Raw genomic sequence first — 22,338 nt, 5'->3', positions numbered from 1 at the left:
TCCCGCCCCTCCCCCGCGACGTGCCGCCGGGTCCGCGGCAGGTGGTCGAGCGGGCGCTGGAGAAGACGCCCGACCGGCGCTGGCCGACGGCCGCGCTGATGGCCGAGGCAGCGCGCCGGGCGATGGCCTCCCCTGACACGACGCCCATGCCGGCGCCGCGCCGCCGCCAGACGATGCGGGCCGTGCTCACCATGGCCGCCGCCGTGGTCGTGTCCGCCGGCGTGGCAGGCTTCGTCTGGCTGCGCCCGGCAGAGCCCACGAACGGGAGCGTCGTGACGCCGACCGTCGAGGGCACCTCGGTCACGGCCACCTCCCCCGCGCCGCCGGCCACCACCAGGCGGTCCGCGCCCCCGACCAGGCGCGTCCCGAGCACCAAGCCGCCCCGGGCGACGCGCGTGCCGACCCCCACGACGACGGTCACCTCCACCACGCCGACCGCGTCGTCCACCGCCAAGCCCACCACGTCCGAGCCCACGAAGGAGCCGTCGCAGGAGCCGGAGCCGAGCTCGCCGGGCCCGGAGGAGCCCACGTCCGAGCCCACGGCCGGCAAGCCGACGAGCGACATCCAGTGCGTGCGCGAACCATGCCCGTGATCGCGCGAACGCCCAATGTCCGTGACCACTCGCTGATCGTGAGAAAGTCGTCGCGTGGATACGACTCGTGACCTGCTGATCGCCCTGGCACGCCGCTATGCCTTCGCCGATCTCGGTGCGCTCGCGCCCGCGGTGGAGATCGCCGAGGTGTGCGAGTTCGGGCAGCGGCTGCTCTCGCTCGACGCGGAGGACTTCGCGGCCGAGGCGAAGGACGTGCCCGCCGAGCTGAGGCGACGGGCGCGGGCCTGCCACATGCCGCAGACGCCGCGCGAGCAGCCGCGGGGGGCACTGGAGTCGTTGCGGCCGGCGTATGGGCTGCTGCTCGAGGTGATCGCCGTGCGGTGGCACCGGCGGGAGCTGAGCCCGATGATCGCGGCGGTGCACATCGCCAGCGAATACCTGCCGCTGCTGGCCTTCGAGCCGCAGCTCGGTCACGCCGGCGATCCCGCCCGCTGGCCCGCTGGGCTGAGCGCGACCGGCAGCAGGTTCGGCGTGATCGGCGATCGGGAGTGCGACCACACCAAGTCCGAGCAGTCCGCCACCAACCGGACGCTGCGGGTGTCGCTGGAGCCCGGCGAGGGGTGGCGCGCGTATTTCGACCGGCAGCACAGCCAGGTCGCGGGCGCGCTCGCGGTGTGCGTCGCGACCTGCCGCAATCCCTGTACGGCCATGGACTGGATCGCCCCGGAGCCACGCGCCGACCTGCAGCTACGGGCTCGCACGGCCCTGACCTTCGCCGACACCCCGCTCGTCCGGCTGCGCCACGCGGCACCCGTGGGACACGGCTTCGGGGTGCCTTCGCCGGAAGAGGTCCTCGACGCCTGGGAACGCAGCCGCGCGGCCCTGGACAAGAACGCGGTGGGAGCCGCGGCACAGAAGGACGACGGCTTCCCGCTCCCAGGCCTGCCGGCCCTCTTCTCAGCCATCGCCGCCGCCCCCATCGAGCCCGCCACGCTCCTGAACGGCGTCAGCAAGCACGTGGCCGGCCTCCTCGAACGCCTCTGAGACCCGATTCACCACGGCACCGGGTCAAGCATGCGCTCGTCACGGCGGGCACCCCGTGAGCCTTCACGGCCGGCCATGACAGCCGGCCACCCGCTACGGCGCGTGCGGGCAAGCCGGCTTGCCGTAAAAGAAGATTGTTCGAAGGATCAGCGGCGAGCCGACGCCTGCTCGCCGAGGGAGGCGATGCCATACAGCAGGCCGCCGACCAGGTCGCCGGCGCTGAAGGTGGTGGCCATCGACATCGCGGTCAACCGGCACGCGCCGTCGCTCAGCCGCCGCCGCGCCTTCTCGCCCGTCACGATCTCCAGGCCGCGCCCCTTGACGTCGACCAGGACCACCACGGCGTTGTCGGCCTCGTCGCCGAGGGCGGCGTGCAGGCGTTCGGCGAAGTGCCGCCGCCCGCCGGCCGGCTCCCCGAGGAACACACCGAACCGCAGCCCACTGCGCCGCTCGGCGGTGCGCAGGGCCTGCCTGAGGTCATCGGCCTGTGCGGTGGTCAGTCCTCGCATCACCGCCTCACCATCCGGCCGAGGCGCCGCCGACGCGCCTGCTCGGCTCCGCCGTCTCCGCCGCGGCCACCCAGTCGGTCTCGGGCACGGCCGCCCAGTGCGCCACCCGGTCGGCCAGCACCAGACCCGAAGTGCTCACGCCGCGCTCGCTCCCGCCAGGGCCGCCCAGCCACACCGGGCCTGACTCGATCCGCCGCTGCGTGCCCCGTCCCGGCAGCATGACGAGCAGGCTGATCAGGACGAACAGCCCCAAGGACACCCCGATGAGAAAGAGCAGAATCTCCGCTGCGCCGTTCACACCATGAACGTAAACCTCGTGAGCCGGTCCGGCCAGACCCCATGGGGAGTGTCGGCGGAACAGACACGGGTATGATCTTGTACGTCCCCCGGGACCTCTCTAGAGAAGATAAGTAATACCCTGAAAACGGGCGTGGAACACGATGAGCTGGGCCATAAAACTATGGACAAGGCAGCACTAGGAATCGTTCAGATTCGCGGGCTACGGTGAGTTACGTGGACTCCGACAACCAGCGAGAAGACGGTCACAACTCGTCACCTATCTGGGTGAGCGACAGACCAGAAAGTGAGCAGACCGCCGCCGCGAAGCCATCGGCGCCCACCTCCACGTACGCGCCGGTAGAGCGCGCGTCCGTGCGTAGCCTGCTGCGACAACCGCGTTTCCGCCGCCTGCGCAACCGCCTGCTCGTGGCGATCGGCGTGGCCCTGGTGGTGGGCTTCCTCGTGGGCGAATGGCGCGTGGGCGTGACCGCGGGCGTGGTCGCGGCCATCCTGGAGGCGGTCTATCGCGCGCGTTCCAACTCGTCCGTGCCCGCCTGGCGGCGGTCGTCCGTGGCGGAGCGACGTACCGAGGCGCAGCTGCGCAAGCTGGAGCGCAACGGCTACCGCACGCTCCACGCCAGGGCGATCCCCGACACCGAGCACCAGATCGACCACCTCGTGGTGGGTCCGACGGGCGTGTACGCGGTCGACTCCGAGAAGTGGGACAAGCGTCTGCCCATCCGCGTGCAGAGCGGCAAGAAGCTCTTCCACGGCCCCTTCGACCAGAAGGCCCGCATCACCGAGGCCAAGTTCGAGGCGTCGAAGGCCAGCGAGCTGATCACCCAGTCGCTGGGCCGCGAGATCTCGGTCGTGCCCTCGCTCGCGATCTACGGCCCGCCCGTCCCATGGAAGGTCATGACGATCCGCGGCGTGGACGTCTACCAGGGCGACCGCGCGCGCAAGTGGATCACCAAGCGGGAACGGGCGCTGACCGATGCCGAGATCGACCGGATCTACGACATCGCCGCCCAGGTGCTCCCCGCCCGGTACGGCGAAGACTGAGCATCCGTCGATCCTGTGGCCCGTGGGGTCCTGACCCGCGGGCCGACGGTGCCGGCCGAGACCCCCTGAGCCTGCTGGTGGCGCTCCACCCGGCTCGGCTGCCCGTCTAACGGTAGATCTGCGGGATCGAGCCGCACCAGGGGAAGAACTCCTGGCCGGCAGCGGCTGCCTGGAGACGTGCAGCGAGTCCTGTACGCCCTCGTCCTTGGCCGGTCTGCGGCACAGGCGGTCTATCGTGTGGATGAAGTTGCCGGCCCTGGCGGGATCGTCGAGCATGACTGCCCCGTGGCTCATCTGATCTCTCTAACACGAGCGCCACCGGCGGCGGCTTCGTTTTCCGCACGAATCGGCAACCAACCGTCCGATGCGTGGACCGTTGTCTCAGTTGCCGGGCAGTGGTCGTAGCATGTGAAGACTCGCTAGCGATGGGAGAAGTCCTATGCCCGCCCTCAGGTCACGTACCGTCACCCACGGCAGGAACATGGCCGGTGCCCGGGCCCTGCTCCGGGCGACCGGCGTAGCCGGAGGCGACTTCGGCAAGCCCATCATCGCGGTGGCCAACAGCTTCACCCAGTTCGTGCCGGGCCACGTGCATCTGCGTGACGTCGGCGACGTGGTGGCGGCCGCCATCCGCGAGGCCGGGGCGATTCCCCGCGAGTTCAACACGATCGCGGTCGACGACGGCATCGCGATGGGCCACGGCGGCATGCTCTACTCGCTGCCGTCGCGCGAGCTGATCGCCGACGCCGTGGAATACATGGTCAACGCGCACTGCGCGGACGCGATGATCTGCGTCTCCAACTGCGACAAGATCACGCCGGGCATGCTGCTGGCCGCGTTCCGGCTGAACATCCCCACGGTCTTCGTCTCGGGCGGGCCCATGGAGGCCGGCAAGACGCCCGGCAAGAAGCTCGATCTGATCGACCCCATGATCGCCGCCGCCGACGAGTCCGTCTCGGACGACGAGCTGCTGGCGATGGAAGAGAACGCCTGCCCGACCTGCGGCTCCTGCTCGGGCATGTTCACCGCCAACTCCATGAACTGCCTGGCCGAGGCCATCGGCCTGGCACTGCCGGGCAACGGAACGATCCTGGCCACGCACAAGGCGCGCAAGCACCTCTACGAGGACGCGGGCCGGCAGCTCGTGGAGATCACCCGCCGCTACTACGAGGACGGCGACGAGTCGGTGCTGCCGCGCTCGATCGCCACCACTGAGGCGTTCGAGAACGCGATGACGCTCGACGTGGCGATGGGCGGCTCGACCAACACGATCCTGCACATCCTGGCCGCCGCCCGCGAGGCCGGTGTCGATTTCGGGCTCAAGGAGATCAACGAGATCTCGCTGCGGGTGCCGTGCCTGTGCAAGGTGGCCCCGGCCACGAACAAGTACCACATCGAGGACGTCCACCGCGCCGGCGGCATCCCGGCCATCCTGGGCGAGCTCGACCGGGCCGGGCTGCTGCACCACGACCTGCCCACCGTGAACGGCGGCACGCTCGCCGACATGCTGGCCGCCTGGGACGTGAAGTCGCCGACGGTGCGGCCCGAGGCCGTGGAGCTGTGGCACGCGGCGCCCGGCAACGTGCGCACGGTCAAGCCGTACTCACAGGACAACCGCTGGGACGACCTCGACCTCGACCGCGCGGCCGGATGCATCCGCGACCGGGAGCACGCCTACACCGTGGACGGCGGGCTGGCGGTGCTCTACGGCAACATCTCGCGCGACGGCGCGGTCGTGAAGACGGCCGGGGTCGACGAGTCGATCTGGCGGTTCAGCGGGCCCGCGGTGGTGTTCGAGTCGCAGGAGCAGGCGGTCGAGGGCATCCTGGGCGGGCAGGTCAAGGAGGGCGACGTGGTGGTCATCCGCTACGAGGGCCCCAAGGGCGGCCCCGGCATGCAAGAGATGCTCTACCCGACCTCGTTCCTGAAGGGCAAGGGCCTGGGCAAGGTGTGCGCGCTGATCACCGACGGCCGCTTCTCCGGCGGCACCTCCGGGCTGTCGATCGGCCACGCCTCCCCCGAGGCGGCCGAGGGCGGCGCGATCGCGCTGGTCGAGGATGGCGACATCATCGACATCGACATCCCGAACCGGTTGATGGAGCTGCGGGTGCCCGAGGCCGAGCTGGCCGCGCGGCGCGAGCGGCTGCTGGCCGACCTGGGCGGATACCGGCCGCGCGACCGCAACCGGCCGGTGAGCGTGGCGCTGCAGGCGTACGCGGCGATGACGACGTCCGCCTCGACGGGCGCCTCGCGCGATCTGTCCCAGTTGTCGCGGTAAGGATGACCTGTACGGCAGGCGAGATCGCCATCGCCTGCCGTAGGTTCACACATCGCTGACTCCGGCAGGCCACTGAACGTGGCCAACCGGACAGACTTTCGAAAATTGTCGGTGGTCGTCCCTATTCTTGGGGTATGACGACAGTCGTGAAGCACGATACTCGCCCGCTGACGACCGCCGAGATCGCCGCCCTCGCACTCTCCCTCGCTCACCTCGGAACGGGCCCCCAGGCCGTCACCGCACGGCGCGGCCTGCAACACGCGTTCGAGCACCTGGAGCTCGACGACGACGTCATCGCCACCACGCTCACGACGCTGACCGAGCCGCTGCCCCTGGAGGTCGCCTCCCGGGCCAGGCTCATCGCCGACGCCATCACCAGCCGCCTCATGATCCGCCTGCACTACCAGGACGCCGGGGGCAACGTCACCGCGCGCGACGTCGAGCCGGTGACGTGCCTGGTCCACCGCGAATACTGGTATCTGGTCGGGGTGTGCAGGATGCGCCGGGCGATCCGAGCGTTCAGGTTCGACCGGATCATCGCGGTCGAGCCCACGCTCACGCCGTCCCGTCCGCACCTGGCCGACCGGTTCCTGCCGTTCCAGCGCCGCAGGCGCACCAGGGCCGCGTGAGGAAGCTGGCCGAAGCTTGACCGGCCGCGACCGGCCGTTGGGCCGGTGACTGAAGGTCATCAGGCGGTGATGTTCAGTCACAGCCGGGCGCGCCTGACTGGCGCCCGGCCCCCGTCCCCATTGGTGTCCGCACCAACGGAGCAGCGTCCGGCGGGGCGGTGGCCCAAGAGCCGCACGCCTCGACCGGGCGCTGGAGCGCTACCTGCGCCACCGCCCCGGCCGGACGACCGGCGCCGGTTTCTAGGAGGAGCAGCAGCCCCCGCCGCAGCAACCGCCACTGGCTTTCGGCGCGGCCGCGCCGCCTGTCATGGCGACCGTGGACAGCAGCTTCACCGTGTCGTCGTGGCCTTCCGGGCAGCCCGCCGGGTCGTCGGAGGCCGACATCGGGCGGGACACCTCGAACGTGGAGCCGCAGGCGCGGCAGCGAAACTCGTAACGCGGCATGGCCTAAGAGTAAGTGATGTGCGCGTAGTCGGACACGGGCTCGTAGCCGATCGACTGGTAGATGGCGTTGCTGGTCGGGTTGCCCAGGTCGGTGAAGAGCACGGCCTGCTCGCAGCGCTCGGCCAGCCCGGCCTGGCTGGCGTACGCCGTGACGGCGGCGCCGTACCCGTTCCTGCGGCAGGACGGCGGCGTGTAGACGGGCCCGATGCGGCAGACCCCGCCGGCCGCCGGCGAGAGCCCCGCGAGCGACACCGGCGTCCCGCCCGCCTCCCACACGAACAGCTGGCGCCCCGCCAGCCGGTGCGCGACGCGCTCGGCCGGGTCGCCGTCCCCGAGCGCCACCTCGTCGCCGAACGCCTGATACCAGCTGACCAGCAGCGGAAAGTCGGCGGGGACGGCCAGCCTGCCGCGCCCGGGCACGTCGGGGACGGCGAGCGTGCCGAGGCGGTAGAGCCGCTCCGACACCACCCGCTTGGGCGTCCCGAGCAGCCGCATGACCTCGTCCGTCAGCTCCACCCGCCCCATGACCGCGGGAAGGTCGCCGCCGAACTCCGCCACCAGCGGCGCGACGGCCTCGACGGGCATGACGGCGAGCCCGATCGGATGCGGCGGAGTGCGGAAGGCCGCCCCACGCACCTCGCCGTCCACCGTCCACCAGCCGAAAAAGGGATCCTTGGCAGGCATGCCGGCCCGCAGATTGGCCAGAACGGTCAACGGGACGGTGTTGCCCACCGGGTCGCCGAGCAGGAAGGGCTCGGCGACCGCAGCGTACTCCTCAGCGTCCGAGGTGAAGGTCCACATGCCTGCTCATGGTGTCAGGCAGGGACCGCCTCGGACAAAGCGGTTTTCAGGCCGCGGCTTCCAGGTAAGGCGCCCACTGAGGGTCTCCGACGAGCGATGCGCCAATGAGTCTCCAGTGGGCGCCCCGTGGCACCGCAGGGCTGACGCGTAGCGTCCACCCCAGCTCCTCCAGGTACTTGTCGGCCTTCCTGTGGTTGCACGTCGTGCAGGACGCGACACAGTTTTCCCAGGTGTGTGCACCACCCCTGGACCTCGGGATGACATGGTCGATGGTCTCGGCCCGCTGGCCGCAGTAGGCGCAGCGGTAGTTGTCGCGCCGCATGAGCGCGGCCCGGGTCAGGGGGATGCGGGACCGGTAGGGAATACGGACATATCTGCGCAGCCTGATGACCGAGGGGACGTCGAGCGTGCAGCTCGCGGAGCGCAGCACCGCGCCCCGGCCGTCGCGGTGCACGACGTCGGCCTTCTCCCGCAGCACGAGCACGACGGCGCGATGCAGCGAGAGGGTGGTCAGTGGCTCATAGGTGGCATTGAGCAGCAGGACCTGGCGCGTCATCGTGCCTCTCCCTGCTGCATGCGTATCAAAGGGGACATGCCGCGGCATGTCCCGCCTGTCGGCCCCTCCTGGGGCACTTGTGCTTCCGTCACGTGGACCTCCGCCGGACGGCCCAGCGGATGGTCACCACGGCACCGTCCTGTCACCAAGTCTGGCGTTTACACCATGCTCCCCGCCACCCCAAAACCGCTCGCCGGGATGACCAGAGGGACACACGGTACGTTTTATGCCCGCTTCACCAGCGCTTTACGCGTCCGCGTTCGCATAGGGTTCCCTGCATGACGCGAGAGCCGTACCCGATCGCACAGCGCGAAGAAACCGTCGAAATCCTGCACGGAACGCCCGTTCCCGACCCCTATCGGTGGCTCGAGGAGCCCGATAGTCCGGAGACCAAGGGATGGCTGCTCGCGCAGGCCGAATTGTTCGCCCGGAAGAAGGGGCCGCAGCGGTTCAAGAGCCGCATCGCCGAGCTGCTCAGGTCCGGCTCGGTCGGCACGCCCACGTGGCGCGGCGGGCGTCACTTCTTCACCCGCCGCACTCCCGACCAGGAGCACGCCGTCTTCTACGTCGTGGAGCCCGACGGGACCGAGCGGGCGCTGATCGACCCGATGGCGATCGACCCGTCCGGCCTGACCACGCTCGACGCGGTGCAGCCCGACAAGGAAGGGCGCCTGCTGGCCTACCAGATCTCGGTGGGCGGCGACGAGGAGTCGGCCCTCTACGTCATGGACGTCACGACGGGCGCGCGGGTCGAGGGGCCGATCGACCGCTGCCGCTACTCCCCCGTGGCGTGGCTGCCCGGCGGCGAGGCGTTCTACTACGTGCGCAGGCTGCCGAGCACCGAGGTGCCGGAGAACGAGACGCAGTTCCACCGCCGCGTCTACCTGCACCGGGTCGGCACCTCCACCGAGGACGACGTGATGATCTTCGGCGAGGGGCTGAAGATGACCAACTACTACGGCGTGTCGGTCTCGCGGGACGGCCGCTGGCTGCAGGTGTCCGCGCACGAGGGCACGGCGCCGCGCAACGACATCTGGGTGGCGGACCTGACCGCCTCCACGCTCGACCGGCCGGAGCTGAAGTCCGTGCAGGAGGGCGTGGACGCGCAGTCGGGGCTGCTGTTCGGCCGCGACGGCAAGCTCTACGTGCACACCGACCGCGAGGCGCCGAGGGCCAGGGTGTGCGTCACCGACCCGGCCGCGCCCGGCTACGAGACCTGGCGCGATCTCATCCCTGAGGACCCCGAGGCGGTGCTGAGCGACTTCGCGATCCTCGACGACCTGGAGCGCCCGGTGATGCTGGTGGGCTGGACCCGCCACGCGATCAGCGAGATCACCGTGCACGACCTGGCCACCGGCGAGCGCCTCGGCGAGGTGCCCACGCCCGGGCTCGGCACGATCGGCGGCATCGCCGAGCGCCCCGAGGGCGGTTACGAGGCCTGGTTCGGCTACACCGACAACACCACGCCGCCCACCATCCAGCGCTACGACGCCAGGACGGGCGAGACCACGCTGTGGGCGTCGTCGCCGGGCGCGGTCGACGTGCCGGACGTGCGCACCCGGCAGGTCGTCTACCGGTCGAAAGACGGCACGGACGTCCGCATGCTGATCATCTCCCCCGCCGACGACACGCCGGGCCCGCGCCCCACGATCCTGTACGGCTACGGCGGCTTCGGCCTGTCGATGACCCCCGGCTACTCGGCGTCGGTCCTGACGTGGGCGGAGGCCGGCGGCGTCTACGCGATCGCCAACCTGCGCGGCGGCGGCGAGGAGGGCGAGGACTGGCACCGCGCGGGCATGCTGGCCCACAAGCAGAACGTCTTCGACGACTTCCACTCCGCGGCCGAGCACCTCATCGAGACCGGGGTGACCACGGCCGGGCAGCTCGGCATCTCCGGCGGCTCCAACGGCGGCCTGCTCGTGGGGGCCGCACTGACGCAGCGCCCCGACCTGTACGCGGCCGTGGTGTGCTCCGCACCGCTGCTCGACATGATCAGGTACGAGCAGTTCGGCCTCGGCGCCACCTGGAACGTCGAGTACGGCACCGCCGAGGATCCCGAGCCGTTCAGCTGGCTGTGGGGCTACTCGCCCTACCACCACGTCAAGGAGTCGGTGGCGTACCCCGCGACGCTCTTCACCGTCTTCCAGTCGGACACGCGCGTGCACCCGCTGCACGCGTGGAAGATGTGCGCGGCGCTGCAGCACGCCTCGACGGCGGACCGGCCCGTACTGCTGCGCAACGAGGCCGAGGTGGGACACGGGGCGCGCTCGGTGAGCCGGTCCGTCGACCTGTCGGCCGACACGCTGACCTTCCTCGCCACGCACACGGGCCTCTAGGCTCCGATACATGAGCACGCCGGGGCTGGCCATGGTCGAGGCCACCCCGAGCGCTGCGCTGCGACCCTACGTGACGCGGCTGTGCGCCTACCGCGAGCACTACGGCTCCCCGGTCACGCGGTCTGAGGCCGTCGTGCCGGGAGCCGTGCTCATCCTCGCCTTCGGCACGCCGATGGAGGTCGGCGGGGAGCGGGTCACGGCGTTCACGGGCGGGCTGGGCGACCGCTTCACCGTCACCCGGGTGCTGGGGCCTGCCGAGGGCGTGGAGGTGGTGCTCACGCCATTCGGCGCCAGGCGGCTGTACGGTCTGCCGATGCGGCACCTGACGAACCTGACGGTGCCGGTCGAGGACCTGCTCGGGCCGTGGGCGGACCTGGCGGTGGGACGGCTGGCCGAGACGCCGTCGTGGCGGGAGCGGCTGGCGCTGGTCGACCGGCTGCTGCTCGCCCGTATCCAGGAGGGGCCCGAGCTGGGTCCCGAGCTGCCGTGGGCATGGGCGCGGCTGCTGGAGTCGGGCGGCCGGCTGAGCCCGTCGTCGCTGGCGGAGTCGCTCGGCTGGAGCCACCGGCACCTCGTGGCGCGCTTCCAGGACCAGATCGGGCTGCCGCCCAAGACGGCCGCGCGGGTGATCAGGTTCGGCAGGGCGCTGCGGCTGCTGCGGTCGGGCACGGCCATCGCGCGGGTGGCGACGGAGTGCGGCTTCTACGACCAGGCGCACATGAACCGCGAGTTCCGGATGCTCGGCGACACGACGCCGGGTCAGATTCATCCAAGACGGGCGGGCGCGCGCCGGGCATCCTGAGTCTCATGGAGCGAACTGTTTACGCACTAGCCCGCTACCAGGACTGCCAGGCCGCGGTCGACTTCCTGACCGGCGCGTTCGGGTTCCGGGTGCACGAGGTGTCCAAGAACGACGACGGCGCGGTCAACCATGCCGAACTGCTCGTCGGCGACGACCTGATCATGATCGGCGAAGGGCGGCCGGGCGGGCCCGGGATCTACGTCGCGGTCGAGGACGTCGACGCCCACCACGACCGCGCCAAAGCGGCGGGGGCCGAGATCACCATGGAGCTCGTGGACCAGCCGTACGGGTCGCGCGAGTACGGCTGCAAGGACCCTCAGGGCAACCCCTGGTACTTCGGAACGTACCGGCCCTGACCGGCTCCTGCTGAACATCGCCTTCCTCAGCCCCGGCCTGGACCCGCCGGCGAACCAGCACGTCAGCGGCAAACTGATCGTGACCACCGGCACGGCGGGGTAGGGACGGCGGCATGCGTGTCGCCACACTCAACCTCTGGGCGCGCCACAGAGACTGGCCCGCCCGCCGGAAGGTCCTCACCAAGGGACTCCGCTCGCTCGACCCCCACCTCGTCGCCGCGCGCGGTGCGGATGCCGGTCACCGGGCGGGTGGGCCTGTCCGAGTTCGCCCGCCGACCTCGGCTGACAGGTTGATCAGGCTGGGACCTGCGCGGGGCCTGCCGTCGTTCTCGGCCGGCGGGGACCGCCCCTTCATAGTCGGCCCGATCGCCGAGAGCCACGCCTAGCGCGGGAAGACGACGGTCTTGTGACCGTCCAGCAGCACCCGCTGCTCGGCGTGCCACTTGACCGCCCTGGCCAGCGTCACGCACTCCACGTCCCGCCCGATCGCCGCCAGGTCCTCGGGCGAGTGGCTGTGGTTGACCCTGGCCACCTCCTGCTCAATGATCGGCCCCTCGTCCAGGTCGGAGGTCACGTAGTGGGCGGTGGCGCCGATGAGCTTGACGCCTCGGTCGTGCGCCTGGTGGTAGGGCTTGGCGCCCTTGAACGACGGCAGGAACGAGTGGTGGATGTTGATCGCCCGCCCGGCCAGCTTCGCGCACAGGTCCTGCGAGAGCACCTGCATATAGCGGGCCAGCACGACCAGGTCCACCTGATAGTGCTCCACCAGCGCCAGCACCTCGGCCTCCTGCCTGGGCTTGGTCTCCGGGGTGACCGGCAGGTGGTGGTAGTCGATGCCGTACGACTGCGTGAGCGGCCGCAGGTCGGGATGGTTGGACGCGACCGCGACGATCTCGATGTCGAGGGTCTTCGCCTTGACCCGATACAGCAGGTCGTTGAGGCAGTGGTCGAACTTGCTGACCATGATCAGCACGCGTGGTTTCCTGGCCACGTCGCGCACCGTGAACTCCATGGCGAAGTCCGGCGCGAGCGCCGCGAAGGCCGCGTTGAGCTCGTCCTCGCCCAGCGGTCCCGCGAACTGCACGCGCATGAAGAAGCGCTGCGCGGCCCGGTCGCCGAACTGCTGGCTCTCCATGATGTTGCAGCCGTTCCGCGCCAGCAGGCCGGAGACGGCGGCCACCACACCGGGCCGGTCGGGGCAGGACAGCGTCAGGATGTATTCGGCGGGGCTGGTCATGCGGTTCACTCTCGCGGACGTGGGATCGTCGGGCGCCTTGCGGCTGATCTGGGCAGCGTACCGGTCGCCGGGCGCTCCAGCGAAGAGCCCGGCAGCGGCGGGCGCGATCGAGCGTACCTGGCGCGGCGCGGTGTCCGGGGTGGCGGTGAGCGGCTCGATCTTGGGTAGCTATCGGGCATTACGGACAAATTCTGGGACTCGAACGTGTCCCGCCCCGGCCGGGCGGGCGGGGATGGAGCGCGCGCTTTTGGACGCCGCCGTACTGATCGTGGTCGCGGGCCTGTTCGCCGTCGTGTCCGGGGTCAACGACGGGGGCGCCCTCCTGGCGGCCGGGCTCAAGCTGCCCACGGTACGCCCGGCCACCGGCATCCTCGCCCTGGTCGTGATGGTGGCGGTCGTACCGCTCGTCACGCACCAGGTGGCGCAGACGTTCGTGACCAGGCTGGCGACCTTCGACCAGCCCGGCGGCAAGATCGCGACGACGATCGCGGTGCTTTCCTCCCTGGCCGTGGTGGCCGTGCTCAGCGCGAAGGGTCGCCCGACCAGCCTCACCCTGGCCATCGTGGGCGGCCTCACCGGGGCGGGGCTCGGCTGGGGGCTGCCGGTCTCGCCGGGGTCGGTGGCGCTGGTCCTGGCGTTCGGCCTGGCGGCGCCCATCGTCGGAGGGTTGCTGGCCTGGGTGCTCATCCGGGTGCTGGTGGCGGTCACCACGGTGCACGGGCTGGCGCGCTGGCACCAGGCGGGATTCCTGCTGCAGACGGTCGCGTACGCGGCCAACGACGCCCAGAAGATGCTGGCCGTGTTCATGATCGCGCTCGGCTTCTCGGACGCGCCGTTCGCGTACACGTCGCTGGTGGCCGTCCTGTTCGCGCTCGGCACCCTGTACGGGCTGCCCAAGGCCGGCCGGACGCTCAGCCGCGAGATCATCGTCTCCAGGCCACCACACGGGGTCGCCGCGGAGCTGGCGTCGGGTGCGGCGGTCATCGGCTGCGCGGCCGTCGGCATGCCGGTGAGCATGACCCAGGCCGTCGCCGGGGGGCTCATCGGCGCCGGTATGGCCCAGGGGGGCGGCCGGGTCCGCTGGTACGCCGCTCTCAAGATCGCCACGGCCTGGATGCTGACCTTGCCGGCGAGCGGGCTGCTGGGCGGGGTCCTGGCCTTTCTGGTGAAGGGGTTGACGCTGTGGTGACGGGGATGTGCTCTTCGAAGGCGGCCGGGCGATGAAGCGGCTGCGGCGGATCAGGGACCTCATGACCGGTCGCATGGACAGCGCGGTCACCGAGACCCTGCTCGGCCAGCTCCAGGCCACCAAGGAAGGCGCGTGGCTGGCGATGGCCATGATCGGGGGCGAGGTGGGCAGAACGGGGGCGCACGAGCAGATGCGCTCGATCGAGCACCTCGGGGACGAGGAGCGGGCCCGGCTCATCGAAGAGCTCAAGTCCGCACTCGTCACGCCCATCGACCGCGAGGACCTGTTCCGGCTGTCCCGCTCGATCGACGACGTGCTCGACTCGCTGCGGGACTTCGTCCGCGAGTCCCACCTGTACCGGGTGCCCGACCAGATCCGCTTCACTCCCCTGCTCGACCAGGTCATCGTCGGCATCGACGCCCTCGAGAACGCCGTCCGCGACCTCGCCTCCCGCCCCTCCGTGGTGACCGCCGACGCGCTGGAGGCCAAGAAGGCCGGCGGGGCCATCCGGCGGATGTACCAGTACGAGATCTCCCGGATCTTCTCGGGGGAGCTGACGCCGGAGGCCATGAAGGAGCGGGAGCTGGTCCGGCGGTTGGAGATCGTCGGTGTGGCCATCGGCGACGCGGCGGACGCGATCGCCGACGGCGCGATGAAGAGGTGAGGGTCTGACGAGGGCGGCGGCGCAGGGGCGGTCAGTGGGGCGGCGTGAAGGCGTTGACGCCGGTGAGGTCGGCGGACAGCTGCCACAGGCGTGCCGCCTGCTCCGGGTCGATCGCGTAGTCGCGTACCCCCGCCCGTGCGTTCTCGCCCGTGAGCTCCGCGATCTCGCAGTCCTCGCAGTAGACCCCGCCCATGTCCGCGAGCTGCGGCGAGGTGGCCGCCCACACCTGGGTGGCCGCACCCTGCTCGGGGGTCTTGAAGCTCGGGTCCAGCGGGTTGCCGGCCTCGTCGATCCAGCCGGCCGCGACCATCTCCTCCTTGGGCAGGTGACGCTGCAGAGGCGTGAGGATGGCGCCGGGATGCAGCGAGAACGCGCGTACCCCCGCGTCCTTGCCAAGCGTGTCGAGGTGTACGGCGAACAGGATGTTCGCGGTCTTCGCCTGCCCGTACGCCAGCCACTTGTCGTAGCCGCGCTCGAACTGGACGTCGTCCCACCGGATGCCCGAGTGGCGGTGACCGCCGGACGAGACGGACACGACCCGGCCCTGGCCGGGCGCGATGGCCGGCAACAGGCGGTTGACGAGGGCGTAGTGGCCGAGGTGGTTGGTCGCGAACTGCGCCTCCCAACCCGGGCCGACCCGCGTCTCCGGGCAGGCCATGATGCCCGCGTTGGCGATGACGATCTCGACGCTGCGGCCGGTGGCGAGGAAGCGCTCGGCGAACCGGCGTACGCTCTCCAGATCGGCCAGGTCGAGCTCTTCGACCTCGACCCCGTCGATGTCCCCGACCGCCTCCCGGGCGATGCCAGGACGTCGGGCGGGCACGATGACGCGGGCGCCGGCGCGGGCGAGCGCACGCGTGGTCTCCAACCCGAGACCCGAGTAGCCACCCGTTACGATCGCCAGTTTCCCGGACAGATCGATCCCCTGGAGCACATCGTCCGCAGTGCTCCTGGCGCCGAAACCCGACCCGATCTTGTGTTGTGGCGTTGTCATGCCTCGACGCTACGAAATGGAGCGCACTCCAGGTCAAACGCCACGCCCCCGCCCGCCTTGAGCACCCCTTCCGGGCCGATCCTTGCCCGCCCATGGACACCAGGGTGAGGGCACCCCCATGCCGGCGCCCCGTGCCCTACGTGGCCCGTGCCTTACGTGGCCCGCGCCCCGGGTGCCCAGCGTGGCGGGTGCCCAGCGTGGCCGGTGTGGCCCCTCGCCCCGTGCGGTGCCACGGCAGGCGCAGTGCGTGCCCTGCGCAGTGGCGCGCCGCCCGCCGTGTGCGGTGCCGAGGTAGGTGGGGTGGTTACAGGCCGAGGGATGGGGCGAGGTGGGCGAGTTGGGTGAGGGCGTTGGCCAGGTCGGGGGTGTTCTGGGACAGGGGCTGGATGGCGACGTGGTCGGCGCCGGCGTCGAGGTGGGCGCGGACGCGCTTGGCGATGGCGCCCGCGTCGCCCCAGGCCACGATGGCGTCCGTGAGGCGGTCGCTGCCCCCGTCGGCGAGGTCGGCGTCCGTGAAGCCGAGCGTGCGCAGATTGTTGAGGTAGTTGGGCAGGCGCAGGTAGTAGGCCGTATGGGTGCGGGCGATCTCGCGCGCCCGCGCCGGGTCGGACTCGATGACGACCGCCTGCTCCGGGATCAGGAGGCGGTCAGGGCCGAGGACGAGGCGGGCCTGCGCGGTGTGCTCCGGCGGTACGAAGTAGGTGTGGGCGCCGGCCGCCCGGTCTCGTGAGAGCTCCAGCATCTTTGGGCGCAGCGCGGCCAGGATTCTGGGCGATTCGGCCTTGGGGAGGATCTCCGCGGCCTCGTCCATGGCGTCGAGGTATGTCCGCATCGTGGTCAGCGGCTTGCTGTAGTCATGGCCGCGGTAGCCCACCATAGGGCCGTGGCTGACGCCGATGCCGAGCAGGAAGCGGCCAGGGTAGCCGTCGGCCAGGGTGACGGCCCCCGCCGCCATGGACGTGGCGTCGCGGCCCCAGAGGTTGGCGATGCCGGTGCCGACCGTGATCCTTTCGGTGGCCGCCAGCACGATGGCCGCGACGGCGAACGGGTCCTTGCTGCCCGCGCCCTCGTTGACCCAGATGGAGCCGTAGCCCAGCGCCTCGATCCGGGCCGCCGCCCGTCGCACCTCCTCGGCGGGGGCTTTGCTGATCATGGGATGCCACACTCCGACGCGCCCGATGTCCACGGTCGCTCCCCTCGCGTAGGATGTTCGATCGAGATGGAACACTACACGAGTGTTCGACCGCCGTCGAACAGGACACGCACGCTCACCCACACCTCTCCCCTCGAGGTCTCGCTCCAGGCCGCCCTCGACGCGGTCGGCGATCCCGTACGCCGCCGCATCGTGCGCGAGCTGGCCGGCGTGCCCGACTGGACCCGTCCCTGCGGCACGTTCAACCACCTGCCGGTGGCCAAGTCCACACTCAGCCACCACTTCGCGGTCCTGCGCGGCGTCGGCCTGCTGGAGCAGCGCGACGAGGGCAGCCGCCGGCTCAACCGCCTCCGGCGCGAGGAGTTCGAGGGACGCTTTCCCGGGCTGCTGGCCCTGGTTCTGGATGAGGAGATTAAGGACGGCTGAGAGTCCCCACAGTGGCCGACCGGTAACGTCTTCCCCGATGAACGCCACAAACGACCGTCCCGCCGCGCGCGTGGTCTGCCTGGACCACGACGGCAGGGTGCTGCTGATGCACTGGTACGACCGGGTCAGCCGGATGGACGTCTGGGAGCCACCAGGCGGTGGGATCGATCCCGGGGAGCTCACGGAGGAGGAGCGGGAGGCGTACCTGGGCTACGCGTGGGCCGAGGAGCTGCCCGAGGCGATCGACCCGCCGGAGTTGGCGAAGGTCGTCGAGAGGCTCGTCAAAGATCGACGGTGAGGCCTCCCGACGCGACGGACAGCTCGCCGCTGAAAGACCGGGCCGCCGCGGCGAGCGCGGGCTCCGGCGGGGTGTCCGGCCACAGGTGGGTGAGCAGCAGCCGCGCCGCCCCGGCCGACGCCGCGGTACGGCCCGCGTCCAGCGCGCTGGACAGGTAAAGCGCGTCCTCTTCCGGCACCCGTTCCGGATATGTCGCCTCGGCAACCAGCAGATCCGCATCCTTGGCCAGCGCGACCAGTTCGGTGGACGGCCCGGTGTCCCCCGTGTACGCGATCACCCGGCCGCCGCCGCTCAGCCGCAGCCCGGCGTTGGGCACGTGGTGCGGAAGGTCGAAGACGTCCAGGCGGAAAGGCCCGATCTCGCGCGGCGCGCCGGGATCCAGGTCGTGCAGCGAGAAGCTGCCCGCCAGCATGCGGGGCCGATCCAGCGCCAGCACGGCGTCCAGCGCGCCAGGCGGCGCATGGACGGGCAGCACGCCCGGCGGCGCGGCGGCGGGCAGCGTTGCCGCCGGTACGCTGCCGAGGGCGCGGGCGCGCAGGAGCGGGTTGAGGTCGGCGCAGTGATCGGGGTGGCCGTGGGTGACCAGGACCGCGTCCACCTCGTCGGCCCGCATCCGTTCGAGGAGCCGCGGCAGCGTGGCGTACCCGGGGTCGATGAGGAGGCGGAAGCCCTCGTGCTCGATCACGTACCCGCTGCACGCCTGCCCGGCCGCGGGCCACGCACCGCACCCGCCCAGCACGGTAATCCTCATCGGCCCCCCAGCTCGGTCAGCGTCGTCGCCATCAGTTCCCGCAGCAGGCCGCCCGCCACCTTCTCGTGCTCCTGCTCCACGGGCAGCCCTTTGGCCACCCGCTCCCGGTAGACCTCGCGGTCGCGGGGGTCGGTGTAGGGCAGCGCGGTCATGCCGACGACCACGGTGACCCGGGTGCCGCCCCTCGGCAGGATGGCCACGGCGTGCGTGCGCAGGCAGGTCTCGTCGGGCGCGCCGTACCAGCCGCACTTGATCCCGGCCCCGGGCGACTCGATCGCCTCCCGTGCGCCGAACGTCTGGTCCGCGCCGACCTGCCGCATCCACCCCAGGATGGTCGCCGCCACCGGGTCGCCCGCGACGGCGGACTGGGCGAGCACCGCGTACGCGGTCGCGACCTCGTCGGCGGCCACCTCGACCGAGCCGAACCGCGAGGGGTCGCCGTTCGGCGGCGACCAGGCGACGCCGGTGCGCTCACGGAGGTCTTGGAGGATGACACCAGGACCGACGGCGAGCCAGAGGTTGAGCGTGTCGGCGTTGGAGGAGATGACCACGGCGGGCTCGGCGTGGCGGCGCCACCGGTCGGCGTCGGGGATGCGACCCGCGCTCACCCACGCGTAGAGGGGCTTGAGCAGGGAGGCGCAGCGCAGCCGCGCCAGGCCGGATCTGACACTCACGGTACGTGCGGGCGGCCCGCCATAGCCGCGCCTGATGCCCGCGGCCTGGGCACTGGCACCGTGATCAAGAACGTCGAGCAGCTCGTTGAACGCCACGCACCCCACCGTAAACCTAAGGGCCTTCTCCCCATCGGCCTTCGTACCACTCCAGGGTCGGCGGGTCGCCGGGCAGCTCGGTCACGCCCGGCGCGCGCAGGCCGTCGAGCGCGATGGCCAGCAGGCGCTGCTTGACGTGCTCGTGCCGCTCGCTGGGCGGCCCGGGCGCCGGGCGGCTGAACTGCTCCATGAGCAGCGAGACGTCGAGCGGGGCCACGTCGCTCCTGAGCACGCCGGCGTCGCGCGCCCGGGAGATCAGCCGGTCGGCCAGCTCCGTGGCCTTCCTGGAGGTGCGCCACATCTCGCCGGTGACCTCGATGGTGCCCGCGACGGGCGCGAGCGCACCAGACCGGAAACCCACGCAGGTGCGCACGTACAGCTCCAGACCGGCCCACGGATCCTGCTCCGCCAGCCCGGCCTCGGCGGCCTCGACGACGCGCTCCATGGCGATCAGGCACAGGCGCTGGAGCAGCTCCTCCTTGGTGCGGTAGCGGCGGTAGAGGCTGCCCATGCCCACGCCGGCCTGCTTGGCGATGGCCGACACCGGCGCGTCGAACCCCTGCGTGGTGAACACCTCGTGCGCCGCCTGCAGCAGTCGCAGATCGTTGCGTGCGGCCTCGGCCTGCCTGCCGCGCTTCTCCATGCCGTACAGGGTAACCATGTTGCGGAGCGCTCCGCTCCGATATACATTTCGGAGCGAATCGCTCCGAAATAAAGTGGAGGTGTGCGTCATGCGTGCGGTGGTCTTGAGGCGGTACGGCGGGCCGGAGTCGCTGGTCGCCGAGGAGGTGCCGGATCCCGTCGCCGGGCCCGGGCAGGTGCTGGTGGAGGTCTCCGTGGCGGGAGTCACGTTCGTGGAGACGCAGGTACGCGCGGATCGAGGCCCGCGGCGGGCCGAGCTGCCCGCGATCCTGGGCAACGGCGTGGCGGGGACCGTGCTGGCCGTGGGCGAGGGCGTGGACGAGGCGCTGACCGGCGCGCGGGTGGTCAGCACGCTGGGCGGTTACGGGGGTTATGCGGAGCTGGCAGTGGCCGGCGCCGAGGATCTGATCCCGGTGCCCGAGGGCCTGTCGCTGGAGACCGCGGTCGCGTTGCTGGCCGACGGGCGTACCGCCGTGGGCCTGGCACGGGCCGCCGACCCGCGGCCTGGCGAGTGGGTGCTGGTCGAGGCGGCGGGCGGCGGCGTGGGCAGCCTCCTGGTGCAGCTCGCGAGCGCCGCCGGAGCCCGCGTGATCGGCGCGGCCGGCAGCGCGGCCAAGCGCGAGCTGGCCGCAAGCCTGGGCGCCGAGCTGACCGTCGACTACACCGGCCCGGTCTGGACCGACCTGGTACGCGCCGCGACGGGCGGCCTCGACGTCGTCTTCGACGGGGTGGGTGGCGAGATCGGCGCGGCGGCCCAGGGCCTGCTGAAGGACGGGGGCAGGCTGAGCGTGTACGGCATGGCAGGCGGCCCGATGACGACCCCGGACCCGCGCGTGACGGCGGTCGCCTGGCCCCGGACCGACCTGAGAGAGCTGTCCAGGGCGGCGCTGGCGGAGGCCGCCGCCGGACGCCTGCGCCCCACGGTCGGCGCCGTCCTCCCCCTGGAGTCGGCCGCCGAGGCGCACGCGGCCATCGAGGCGCGTACGGTCACCGGCAAGACCCTGCTGGCGCCCGTGCGAGCGCGGACGATCCTGGTCACCGGCGCGACCGGCAACCAGGGCGGCGCGGTGGCCCGGGAGCTGCTTGCCCGCGGCTGGTCCGTACGCGCCCTGGTCCGGGACCCGGACTCCGCCCGCGCCCCGTCCGGCGTCTCACTGGTGAAGGGGGACCTGGACGACCCGGCCTCCGTACGCGCGGCCATGGCTGGGGTCCACGGCGTCTTCAGCGTGCAGGCGTTCGCGTGGACGGATGACGAGCTGGCCCGGGAGGTGCGCCAGGGCACGACGATCGCCGACGCGGCCAGGGAACTGTACGTGGCCCACCTGGTCTACAGCTCCGTGGGTGGCGCGGAACGCGACACCGGAATCGGCCACTTCACCAGCAAATACACCATCGAGCAACACATCGAGGCGGCTGGCGTGCCGGCCACGATCCTGCGTCCGACCTTCTTCATGACGAACCTGCTCTATTACGCCGACGCCCCGGACGGGGAGCGGGTGATCAAGCTGCCGTTCCTTCCCGGGCAGCGCATGCAGCTGATCGCCCCCGAGGACATCGCGTACTTCGCCGCCGAGGCCTTCGACCGCCCAGGAGACTACGCCGGGAGACGGCTGGAGATCGCGGGCGATGCCCTCACCGGTGCCGAGCTCGCCGAGGTGTACGAACGGGTCACCGGCGTGCCCACCCGCTTCGAGCAGCAGCCGACGGGCGGCGAGCGGATGTACGAGTGGTTCCGGGAGAGCGGTTACCAGGCGGACCTGGAGTCCCTGCGCAAGGAGCACCCGGGCCTCACCACGTTCGAGTCATTCCTGCGGACCCGCTTCGAAGCGGGTCCGCAGCTCTGACAGGGCATGACCGCCGACGTGCCGCCCGAGGTGATGACCACCTGACGTAGCGGGTCGAACTCCAGGCCCGTCCGCGTACGCAGGTCGGCCGCGATCGCCTCGCACAGGACCGGGAGGCCGGTGAACGGCAAGGAACAGTCGCCTTCGGGCGCTGGGGTGTCAAGGTCCGCAGGGCCAGAAATGGATGGAGGACGGCTCAGAGGCCGAATCTGGCCCAGGACATGGCGAGCGCGACGGGCACGAGCGCGATCAGCCCCAGCAGGGTCACCACCTTCCAGCGCCTGGCCACCTTCGCCTCCGTCACGAACGCCGCCACGGCGCCCGCACCCGCGAACGCCGCCCCGGCCGCGACCACGTCCACCAGCTGGGAGGTCCACGAAGGCAGCGCCTCCCCGGCGATCCTGAACACCACCAGCGCGCCGGCCGCCGCCAGCGCCACCCTGCGTCCCGGCCGTACGTCCACCCGCTCCAGGACCAGCGCGGAACCTGCGAGCAGGGCCAGCGTGATCGCCACGACCATCCCGACGGCCGGGACCAGGCATCCCCAGTCCTCACAGCCGACGCCCGCCCAGGCCAGGCGGACGGTGGCCCACCACAGCACGCCCAGCGCCGCGCACACCCCGGCCGCCCTCCCCATTCGCCCCGTCATGACGCCAATGCTCCCACCAGGCGCGCACCACCGCCCGGCGGCGCCCTGGCAGGCCAGGGCGCCGTGCCAGG

25 protein-coding genes are annotated in these 22,338 nt (G+C 71.3%); 13 read left to right on the top strand and 12 right to left on the bottom strand.

The annotated features are described in order from the left end of the window. On the top strand, window positions 1-593 hold a 593-nt coding region (locus tag EJK15_RS71235; protein WP_476739200.1), incomplete at its 5' end, for a serine/threonine-protein kinase. 54 nt (window positions 594-647) lie between these two features. Then, entirely contained in the window at window positions 648-1,598 is a 951-nt protein-coding gene (locus tag EJK15_RS39765; RefSeq protein WP_138715638.1) for a hypothetical protein, read from the top strand. Window positions 1,599-1,744: 146 nt separating this feature from the next. On the opposite strand, the gene EJK15_RS39760 is transcribed toward EJK15_RS39765, so the two are convergent. Continuing rightward, window positions 1,745-2,107, bottom strand: coding sequence for a TPM domain-containing protein (locus EJK15_RS39760; protein ID WP_138715637.1), 363 nt, complete (start codon window positions 2,105-2,107; stop codon window positions 1,745-1,747). 7 nt (window positions 2,108-2,114) lie between these two features. Beyond that, the gene (locus tag EJK15_RS39755; protein WP_138715636.1) at window positions 2,115-2,405 is read right to left on the bottom strand and encodes a hypothetical protein; all 291 of its coding nucleotides are present in this window, start codon (window positions 2,403-2,405) and stop codon (window positions 2,115-2,117) included. 266 nt (window positions 2,406-2,671) lie between these two features. Between EJK15_RS39755 and EJK15_RS39750 the strand changes: the two genes are divergently transcribed. From EJK15_RS39750 to EJK15_RS39740, 3 genes are all read left to right on the top strand, one after another. Further along, window positions 2,672-3,448 (top strand): nuclease-related domain-containing protein, encoded by a 777-nt coding sequence (locus tag EJK15_RS39750; RefSeq protein ID WP_240777510.1) that lies wholly within the window; start codon window positions 2,672-2,674, stop codon window positions 3,446-3,448. 439 nt (window positions 3,449-3,887) lie between these two features. Then, complete coding sequence (ilvD, locus tag EJK15_RS39745; protein WP_138715634.1) at window positions 3,888-5,726, top strand: dihydroxy-acid dehydratase; 1,839 nt, start codon at window positions 3,888-3,890, stop codon at window positions 5,724-5,726. A 134-nt stretch (window positions 5,727-5,860) separates the two neighbouring features. Further along, a complete protein-coding gene (locus tag EJK15_RS39740; protein WP_171074797.1) occupies window positions 5,861-6,355 on the top strand; it encodes a WYL domain-containing protein in 495 nt (164 codons plus the stop codon). Between the two features lie 240 nt (window positions 6,356-6,595). Here EJK15_RS39740 and EJK15_RS39735 read toward each other — a convergent pair whose 3' ends face one another. Genes EJK15_RS39735 through EJK15_RS39725 form a run of 3 tightly spaced genes read right to left on the bottom strand, consistent with a single transcriptional unit; the run spans window position 6,596 to window position 8,156 of the window. Then, a complete protein-coding gene (locus EJK15_RS39735; RefSeq protein WP_138715633.1) occupies window positions 6,596-6,799 on the bottom strand; it encodes an FmdB family zinc ribbon protein in 204 nt (67 codons plus the stop codon). A gap of 3 nt (window positions 6,800-6,802) precedes the next feature. Beyond that, window positions 6,803-7,600 carry a GNAT family N-acetyltransferase gene (locus tag EJK15_RS39730; RefSeq protein WP_138715632.1) on the bottom strand — a complete coding sequence of 266 codons (798 nt, stop codon included), beginning with the start codon at window positions 7,598-7,600 and terminating at the stop codon, window positions 6,803-6,805. 46 nt (window positions 7,601-7,646) lie between these two features. Beyond that, entirely contained in the window at window positions 7,647-8,156 is a 510-nt protein-coding gene (locus EJK15_RS39725) for an HNH endonuclease (protein WP_138715631.1), read from the bottom strand. 278 nt (window positions 8,157-8,434) lie between these two features. On the opposite strand from EJK15_RS39725, the gene EJK15_RS39720 reads away from it, so the two are divergent. The 3 genes from EJK15_RS39720 to EJK15_RS39710 are packed head-to-tail and all read left to right on the top strand — an operon-like array spanning window position 8,435 to window position 11,650. After that, the gene (locus EJK15_RS39720) at window positions 8,435-10,492 is read left to right on the top strand and encodes a prolyl oligopeptidase family serine peptidase (RefSeq protein WP_138715630.1); all 2,058 of its coding nucleotides are present in this window, start codon (window positions 8,435-8,437) and stop codon (window positions 10,490-10,492) included. Between the two features lie 10 nt (window positions 10,493-10,502). After that, window positions 10,503-11,294: a helix-turn-helix domain-containing protein gene (locus EJK15_RS39715; RefSeq protein WP_138715629.1), complete on the top strand. Its 792-nt coding sequence runs from the start codon at window positions 10,503-10,505 to the stop codon at window positions 11,292-11,294. A 5-nt stretch (window positions 11,295-11,299) separates the two neighbouring features. Then, window positions 11,300-11,650 carry a VOC family protein gene (locus EJK15_RS39710; RefSeq protein WP_138715628.1) on the top strand — a complete coding sequence of 117 codons (351 nt, stop codon included), beginning with the start codon at window positions 11,300-11,302 and terminating at the stop codon, window positions 11,648-11,650. Between the two features lie 382 nt (window positions 11,651-12,032). Here the strand turns inward: EJK15_RS39710 and purU are convergent, their stop codons facing one another. After that, complete coding sequence (gene purU, locus EJK15_RS39705) at window positions 12,033-12,887, bottom strand: formyltetrahydrofolate deformylase (protein WP_138715627.1); 855 nt, start codon at window positions 12,885-12,887, stop codon at window positions 12,033-12,035. On the opposite strand from purU, the gene EJK15_RS39700 reads away from it, so the two are divergent. Both EJK15_RS39700 and EJK15_RS39695 read left to right on the top strand, forming a co-directional pair. Beyond that, window positions 12,886-14,076: an inorganic phosphate transporter gene (locus EJK15_RS39700; RefSeq protein WP_240777509.1), complete on the top strand. Its 1,191-nt coding sequence runs from the start codon at window positions 12,886-12,888 to the stop codon at window positions 14,074-14,076. The genes purU and EJK15_RS39700 overlap by 2 nt on opposite strands. Before the next feature lie 7 nt (window positions 14,077-14,083). After that, window positions 14,084-14,740 carry a DUF47 domain-containing protein gene (locus EJK15_RS39695; protein ID WP_240777508.1) on the top strand — a complete coding sequence of 219 codons (657 nt, stop codon included), beginning with the start codon at window positions 14,084-14,086 and terminating at the stop codon, window positions 14,738-14,740. 31 nt (window positions 14,741-14,771) lie between these two features. Here EJK15_RS39695 and EJK15_RS39690 read toward each other — a convergent pair whose 3' ends face one another. Continuing rightward, window positions 14,772-15,734: an SDR family NAD(P)-dependent oxidoreductase gene (locus tag EJK15_RS39690; RefSeq protein ID WP_138715626.1), complete on the bottom strand. Its 963-nt coding sequence runs from the start codon at window positions 15,732-15,734 to the stop codon at window positions 14,772-14,774. Between the two features lie 304 nt (window positions 15,735-16,038). After that, window positions 16,039-16,920, bottom strand: coding sequence for an LLM class F420-dependent oxidoreductase (locus EJK15_RS39685; RefSeq protein ID WP_138715625.1), 882 nt, complete (start codon window positions 16,918-16,920; stop codon window positions 16,039-16,041). A 33-nt stretch (window positions 16,921-16,953) separates the two neighbouring features. Between EJK15_RS39685 and EJK15_RS39680 the strand changes: the two genes are divergently transcribed. Next, complete coding sequence (locus EJK15_RS39680) at window positions 16,954-17,313, top strand: ArsR/SmtB family transcription factor (RefSeq protein ID WP_138715624.1); 360 nt, start codon at window positions 16,954-16,956, stop codon at window positions 17,311-17,313. A 37-nt stretch (window positions 17,314-17,350) separates the two neighbouring features. Beyond that, the gene (locus EJK15_RS39675; RefSeq protein ID WP_138715623.1) at window positions 17,351-17,611 is read left to right on the top strand and encodes an NUDIX domain-containing protein; all 261 of its coding nucleotides are present in this window, start codon (window positions 17,351-17,353) and stop codon (window positions 17,609-17,611) included. On the opposite strand, the gene EJK15_RS39670 is transcribed toward EJK15_RS39675, so the two are convergent. Genes EJK15_RS39670 through EJK15_RS39660 form a run of 3 tightly spaced genes read right to left on the bottom strand, consistent with a single transcriptional unit; the run spans window position 17,595 to window position 19,775 of the window. Beyond that, a complete protein-coding gene (locus EJK15_RS39670) occupies window positions 17,595-18,362 on the bottom strand; it encodes an MBL fold metallo-hydrolase (protein ID WP_138715622.1) in 768 nt (255 codons plus the stop codon). The two genes, EJK15_RS39675 and EJK15_RS39670, sit on opposite strands and share 17 nt — an antisense overlap. Continuing rightward, window positions 18,359-19,132 (bottom strand): hypothetical protein, encoded by a 774-nt coding sequence (locus tag EJK15_RS39665; protein WP_138715621.1) that lies wholly within the window; start codon window positions 19,130-19,132, stop codon window positions 18,359-18,361. The genes EJK15_RS39670 and EJK15_RS39665 overlap by 4 nt, the downstream gene beginning before the upstream one ends. 16 nt (window positions 19,133-19,148) lie before the next feature. Further along, on the bottom strand, window positions 19,149-19,775 hold the full coding sequence (locus EJK15_RS39660; RefSeq protein WP_206061384.1) for a TetR/AcrR family transcriptional regulator: 627 nt from the start codon (window positions 19,773-19,775) through the stop codon (window positions 19,149-19,151). 88 nt (window positions 19,776-19,863) lie between these two features. On the opposite strand from EJK15_RS39660, the gene EJK15_RS77230 reads away from it, so the two are divergent. Then, the gene (locus EJK15_RS77230) at window positions 19,864-21,618 is read left to right on the top strand and encodes an NmrA family NAD(P)-binding protein (RefSeq protein ID WP_138715620.1); all 1,755 of its coding nucleotides are present in this window, start codon (window positions 19,864-19,866) and stop codon (window positions 21,616-21,618) included. Between the two features lie 196 nt (window positions 21,619-21,814). Here EJK15_RS77230 and EJK15_RS39650 read toward each other — a convergent pair whose 3' ends face one another. Next, window positions 21,815-22,267 carry a hypothetical protein gene (locus EJK15_RS39650; RefSeq protein ID WP_138715619.1) on the bottom strand — a complete coding sequence of 151 codons (453 nt, stop codon included), beginning with the start codon at window positions 22,265-22,267 and terminating at the stop codon, window positions 21,815-21,817. Between the last annotated feature and the right edge of the window lie 71 nt (window positions 22,268-22,338).

It is taken from the genome of Nonomuraea basaltis, from assembly GCF_005893125.1.
Classification (GTDB): domain Bacteria; phylum Actinomycetota; class Actinomycetes; order Streptosporangiales; family Streptosporangiaceae; genus Nonomuraea; species Nonomuraea basaltis.
The sequence above is the reverse complement of the archived record's forward strand: the minus strand, read 5'-3'. Positions and strand labels throughout refer to the sequence as shown.

Excerpts from the sequence above, each read along its gene's own strand:
- EJK15_RS39730 (WP_138715632.1), bottom strand. The coding sequence starts at position 7,600 with ATGTGGACCTTCACCTCGGACGCTGAGGAGTACGCTGCGGTCGCCGAG.
- ilvD (WP_138715634.1), top strand. The coding sequence starts at position 3,888 with ATGCCCGCCCTCAGGTCACGTACCGTCACCCACGGCAGGAACATGGCC.
- EJK15_RS39650 (WP_138715619.1), bottom strand. The coding sequence starts at position 22,267 with ATGACGGGGCGAATGGGGAGGGCGGCCGGGGTGTGCGCGGCGCTGGGC.
- EJK15_RS39720 (WP_138715630.1), top strand. The coding sequence starts at position 8,435 with ATGACGCGAGAGCCGTACCCGATCGCACAGCGCGAAGAAACCGTCGAA.
- EJK15_RS39760 (WP_138715637.1), bottom strand. The coding sequence starts at position 2,107 with ATGCGAGGACTGACCACCGCACAGGCCGATGACCTCAGGCAGGCCCTG.
- EJK15_RS39700 (WP_240777509.1), top strand. The coding sequence starts at position 12,886 with ATGCGGTTCACTCTCGCGGACGTGGGATCGTCGGGCGCCTTGCGGCTG.
- EJK15_RS39680 (WP_138715624.1), top strand. The coding sequence starts at position 16,954 with ATGGAACACTACACGAGTGTTCGACCGCCGTCGAACAGGACACGCACG.
- EJK15_RS39710 (WP_138715628.1), top strand. The coding sequence starts at position 11,300 with ATGGAGCGAACTGTTTACGCACTAGCCCGCTACCAGGACTGCCAGGCC.
- EJK15_RS39690 (WP_138715626.1), bottom strand. The coding sequence starts at position 15,734 with ATGACAACGCCACAACACAAGATCGGGTCGGGTTTCGGCGCCAGGAGC.
- EJK15_RS39675 (WP_138715623.1), top strand. The coding sequence starts at position 17,351 with ATGAACGCCACAAACGACCGTCCCGCCGCGCGCGTGGTCTGCCTGGAC.
- EJK15_RS39740 (WP_171074797.1), top strand. The coding sequence starts at position 5,861 with ATGACGACAGTCGTGAAGCACGATACTCGCCCGCTGACGACCGCCGAG.
- EJK15_RS39660 (WP_206061384.1), bottom strand. The coding sequence starts at position 19,775 with ATGGAGAAGCGCGGCAGGCAGGCCGAGGCCGCACGCAACGATCTGCGA.
- purU (WP_138715627.1), bottom strand. The coding sequence starts at position 12,887 with ATGACCAGCCCCGCCGAATACATCCTGACGCTGTCCTGCCCCGACCGG.
- EJK15_RS39715 (WP_138715629.1), top strand. The coding sequence starts at position 10,503 with ATGAGCACGCCGGGGCTGGCCATGGTCGAGGCCACCCCGAGCGCTGCG.
- EJK15_RS77230 (WP_138715620.1), top strand. The coding sequence starts at position 19,864 with ATGCGTGCGGTGGTCTTGAGGCGGTACGGCGGGCCGGAGTCGCTGGTC.
- EJK15_RS39670 (WP_138715622.1), bottom strand. The coding sequence starts at position 18,362 with ATGAGGATTACCGTGCTGGGCGGGTGCGGTGCGTGGCCCGCGGCCGGG.
- EJK15_RS39725 (WP_138715631.1), bottom strand. The coding sequence starts at position 8,156 with ATGACGCGCCAGGTCCTGCTGCTCAATGCCACCTATGAGCCACTGACC.
- EJK15_RS39735 (WP_138715633.1), bottom strand. The coding sequence starts at position 6,799 with ATGCCGCGTTACGAGTTTCGCTGCCGCGCCTGCGGCTCCACGTTCGAG.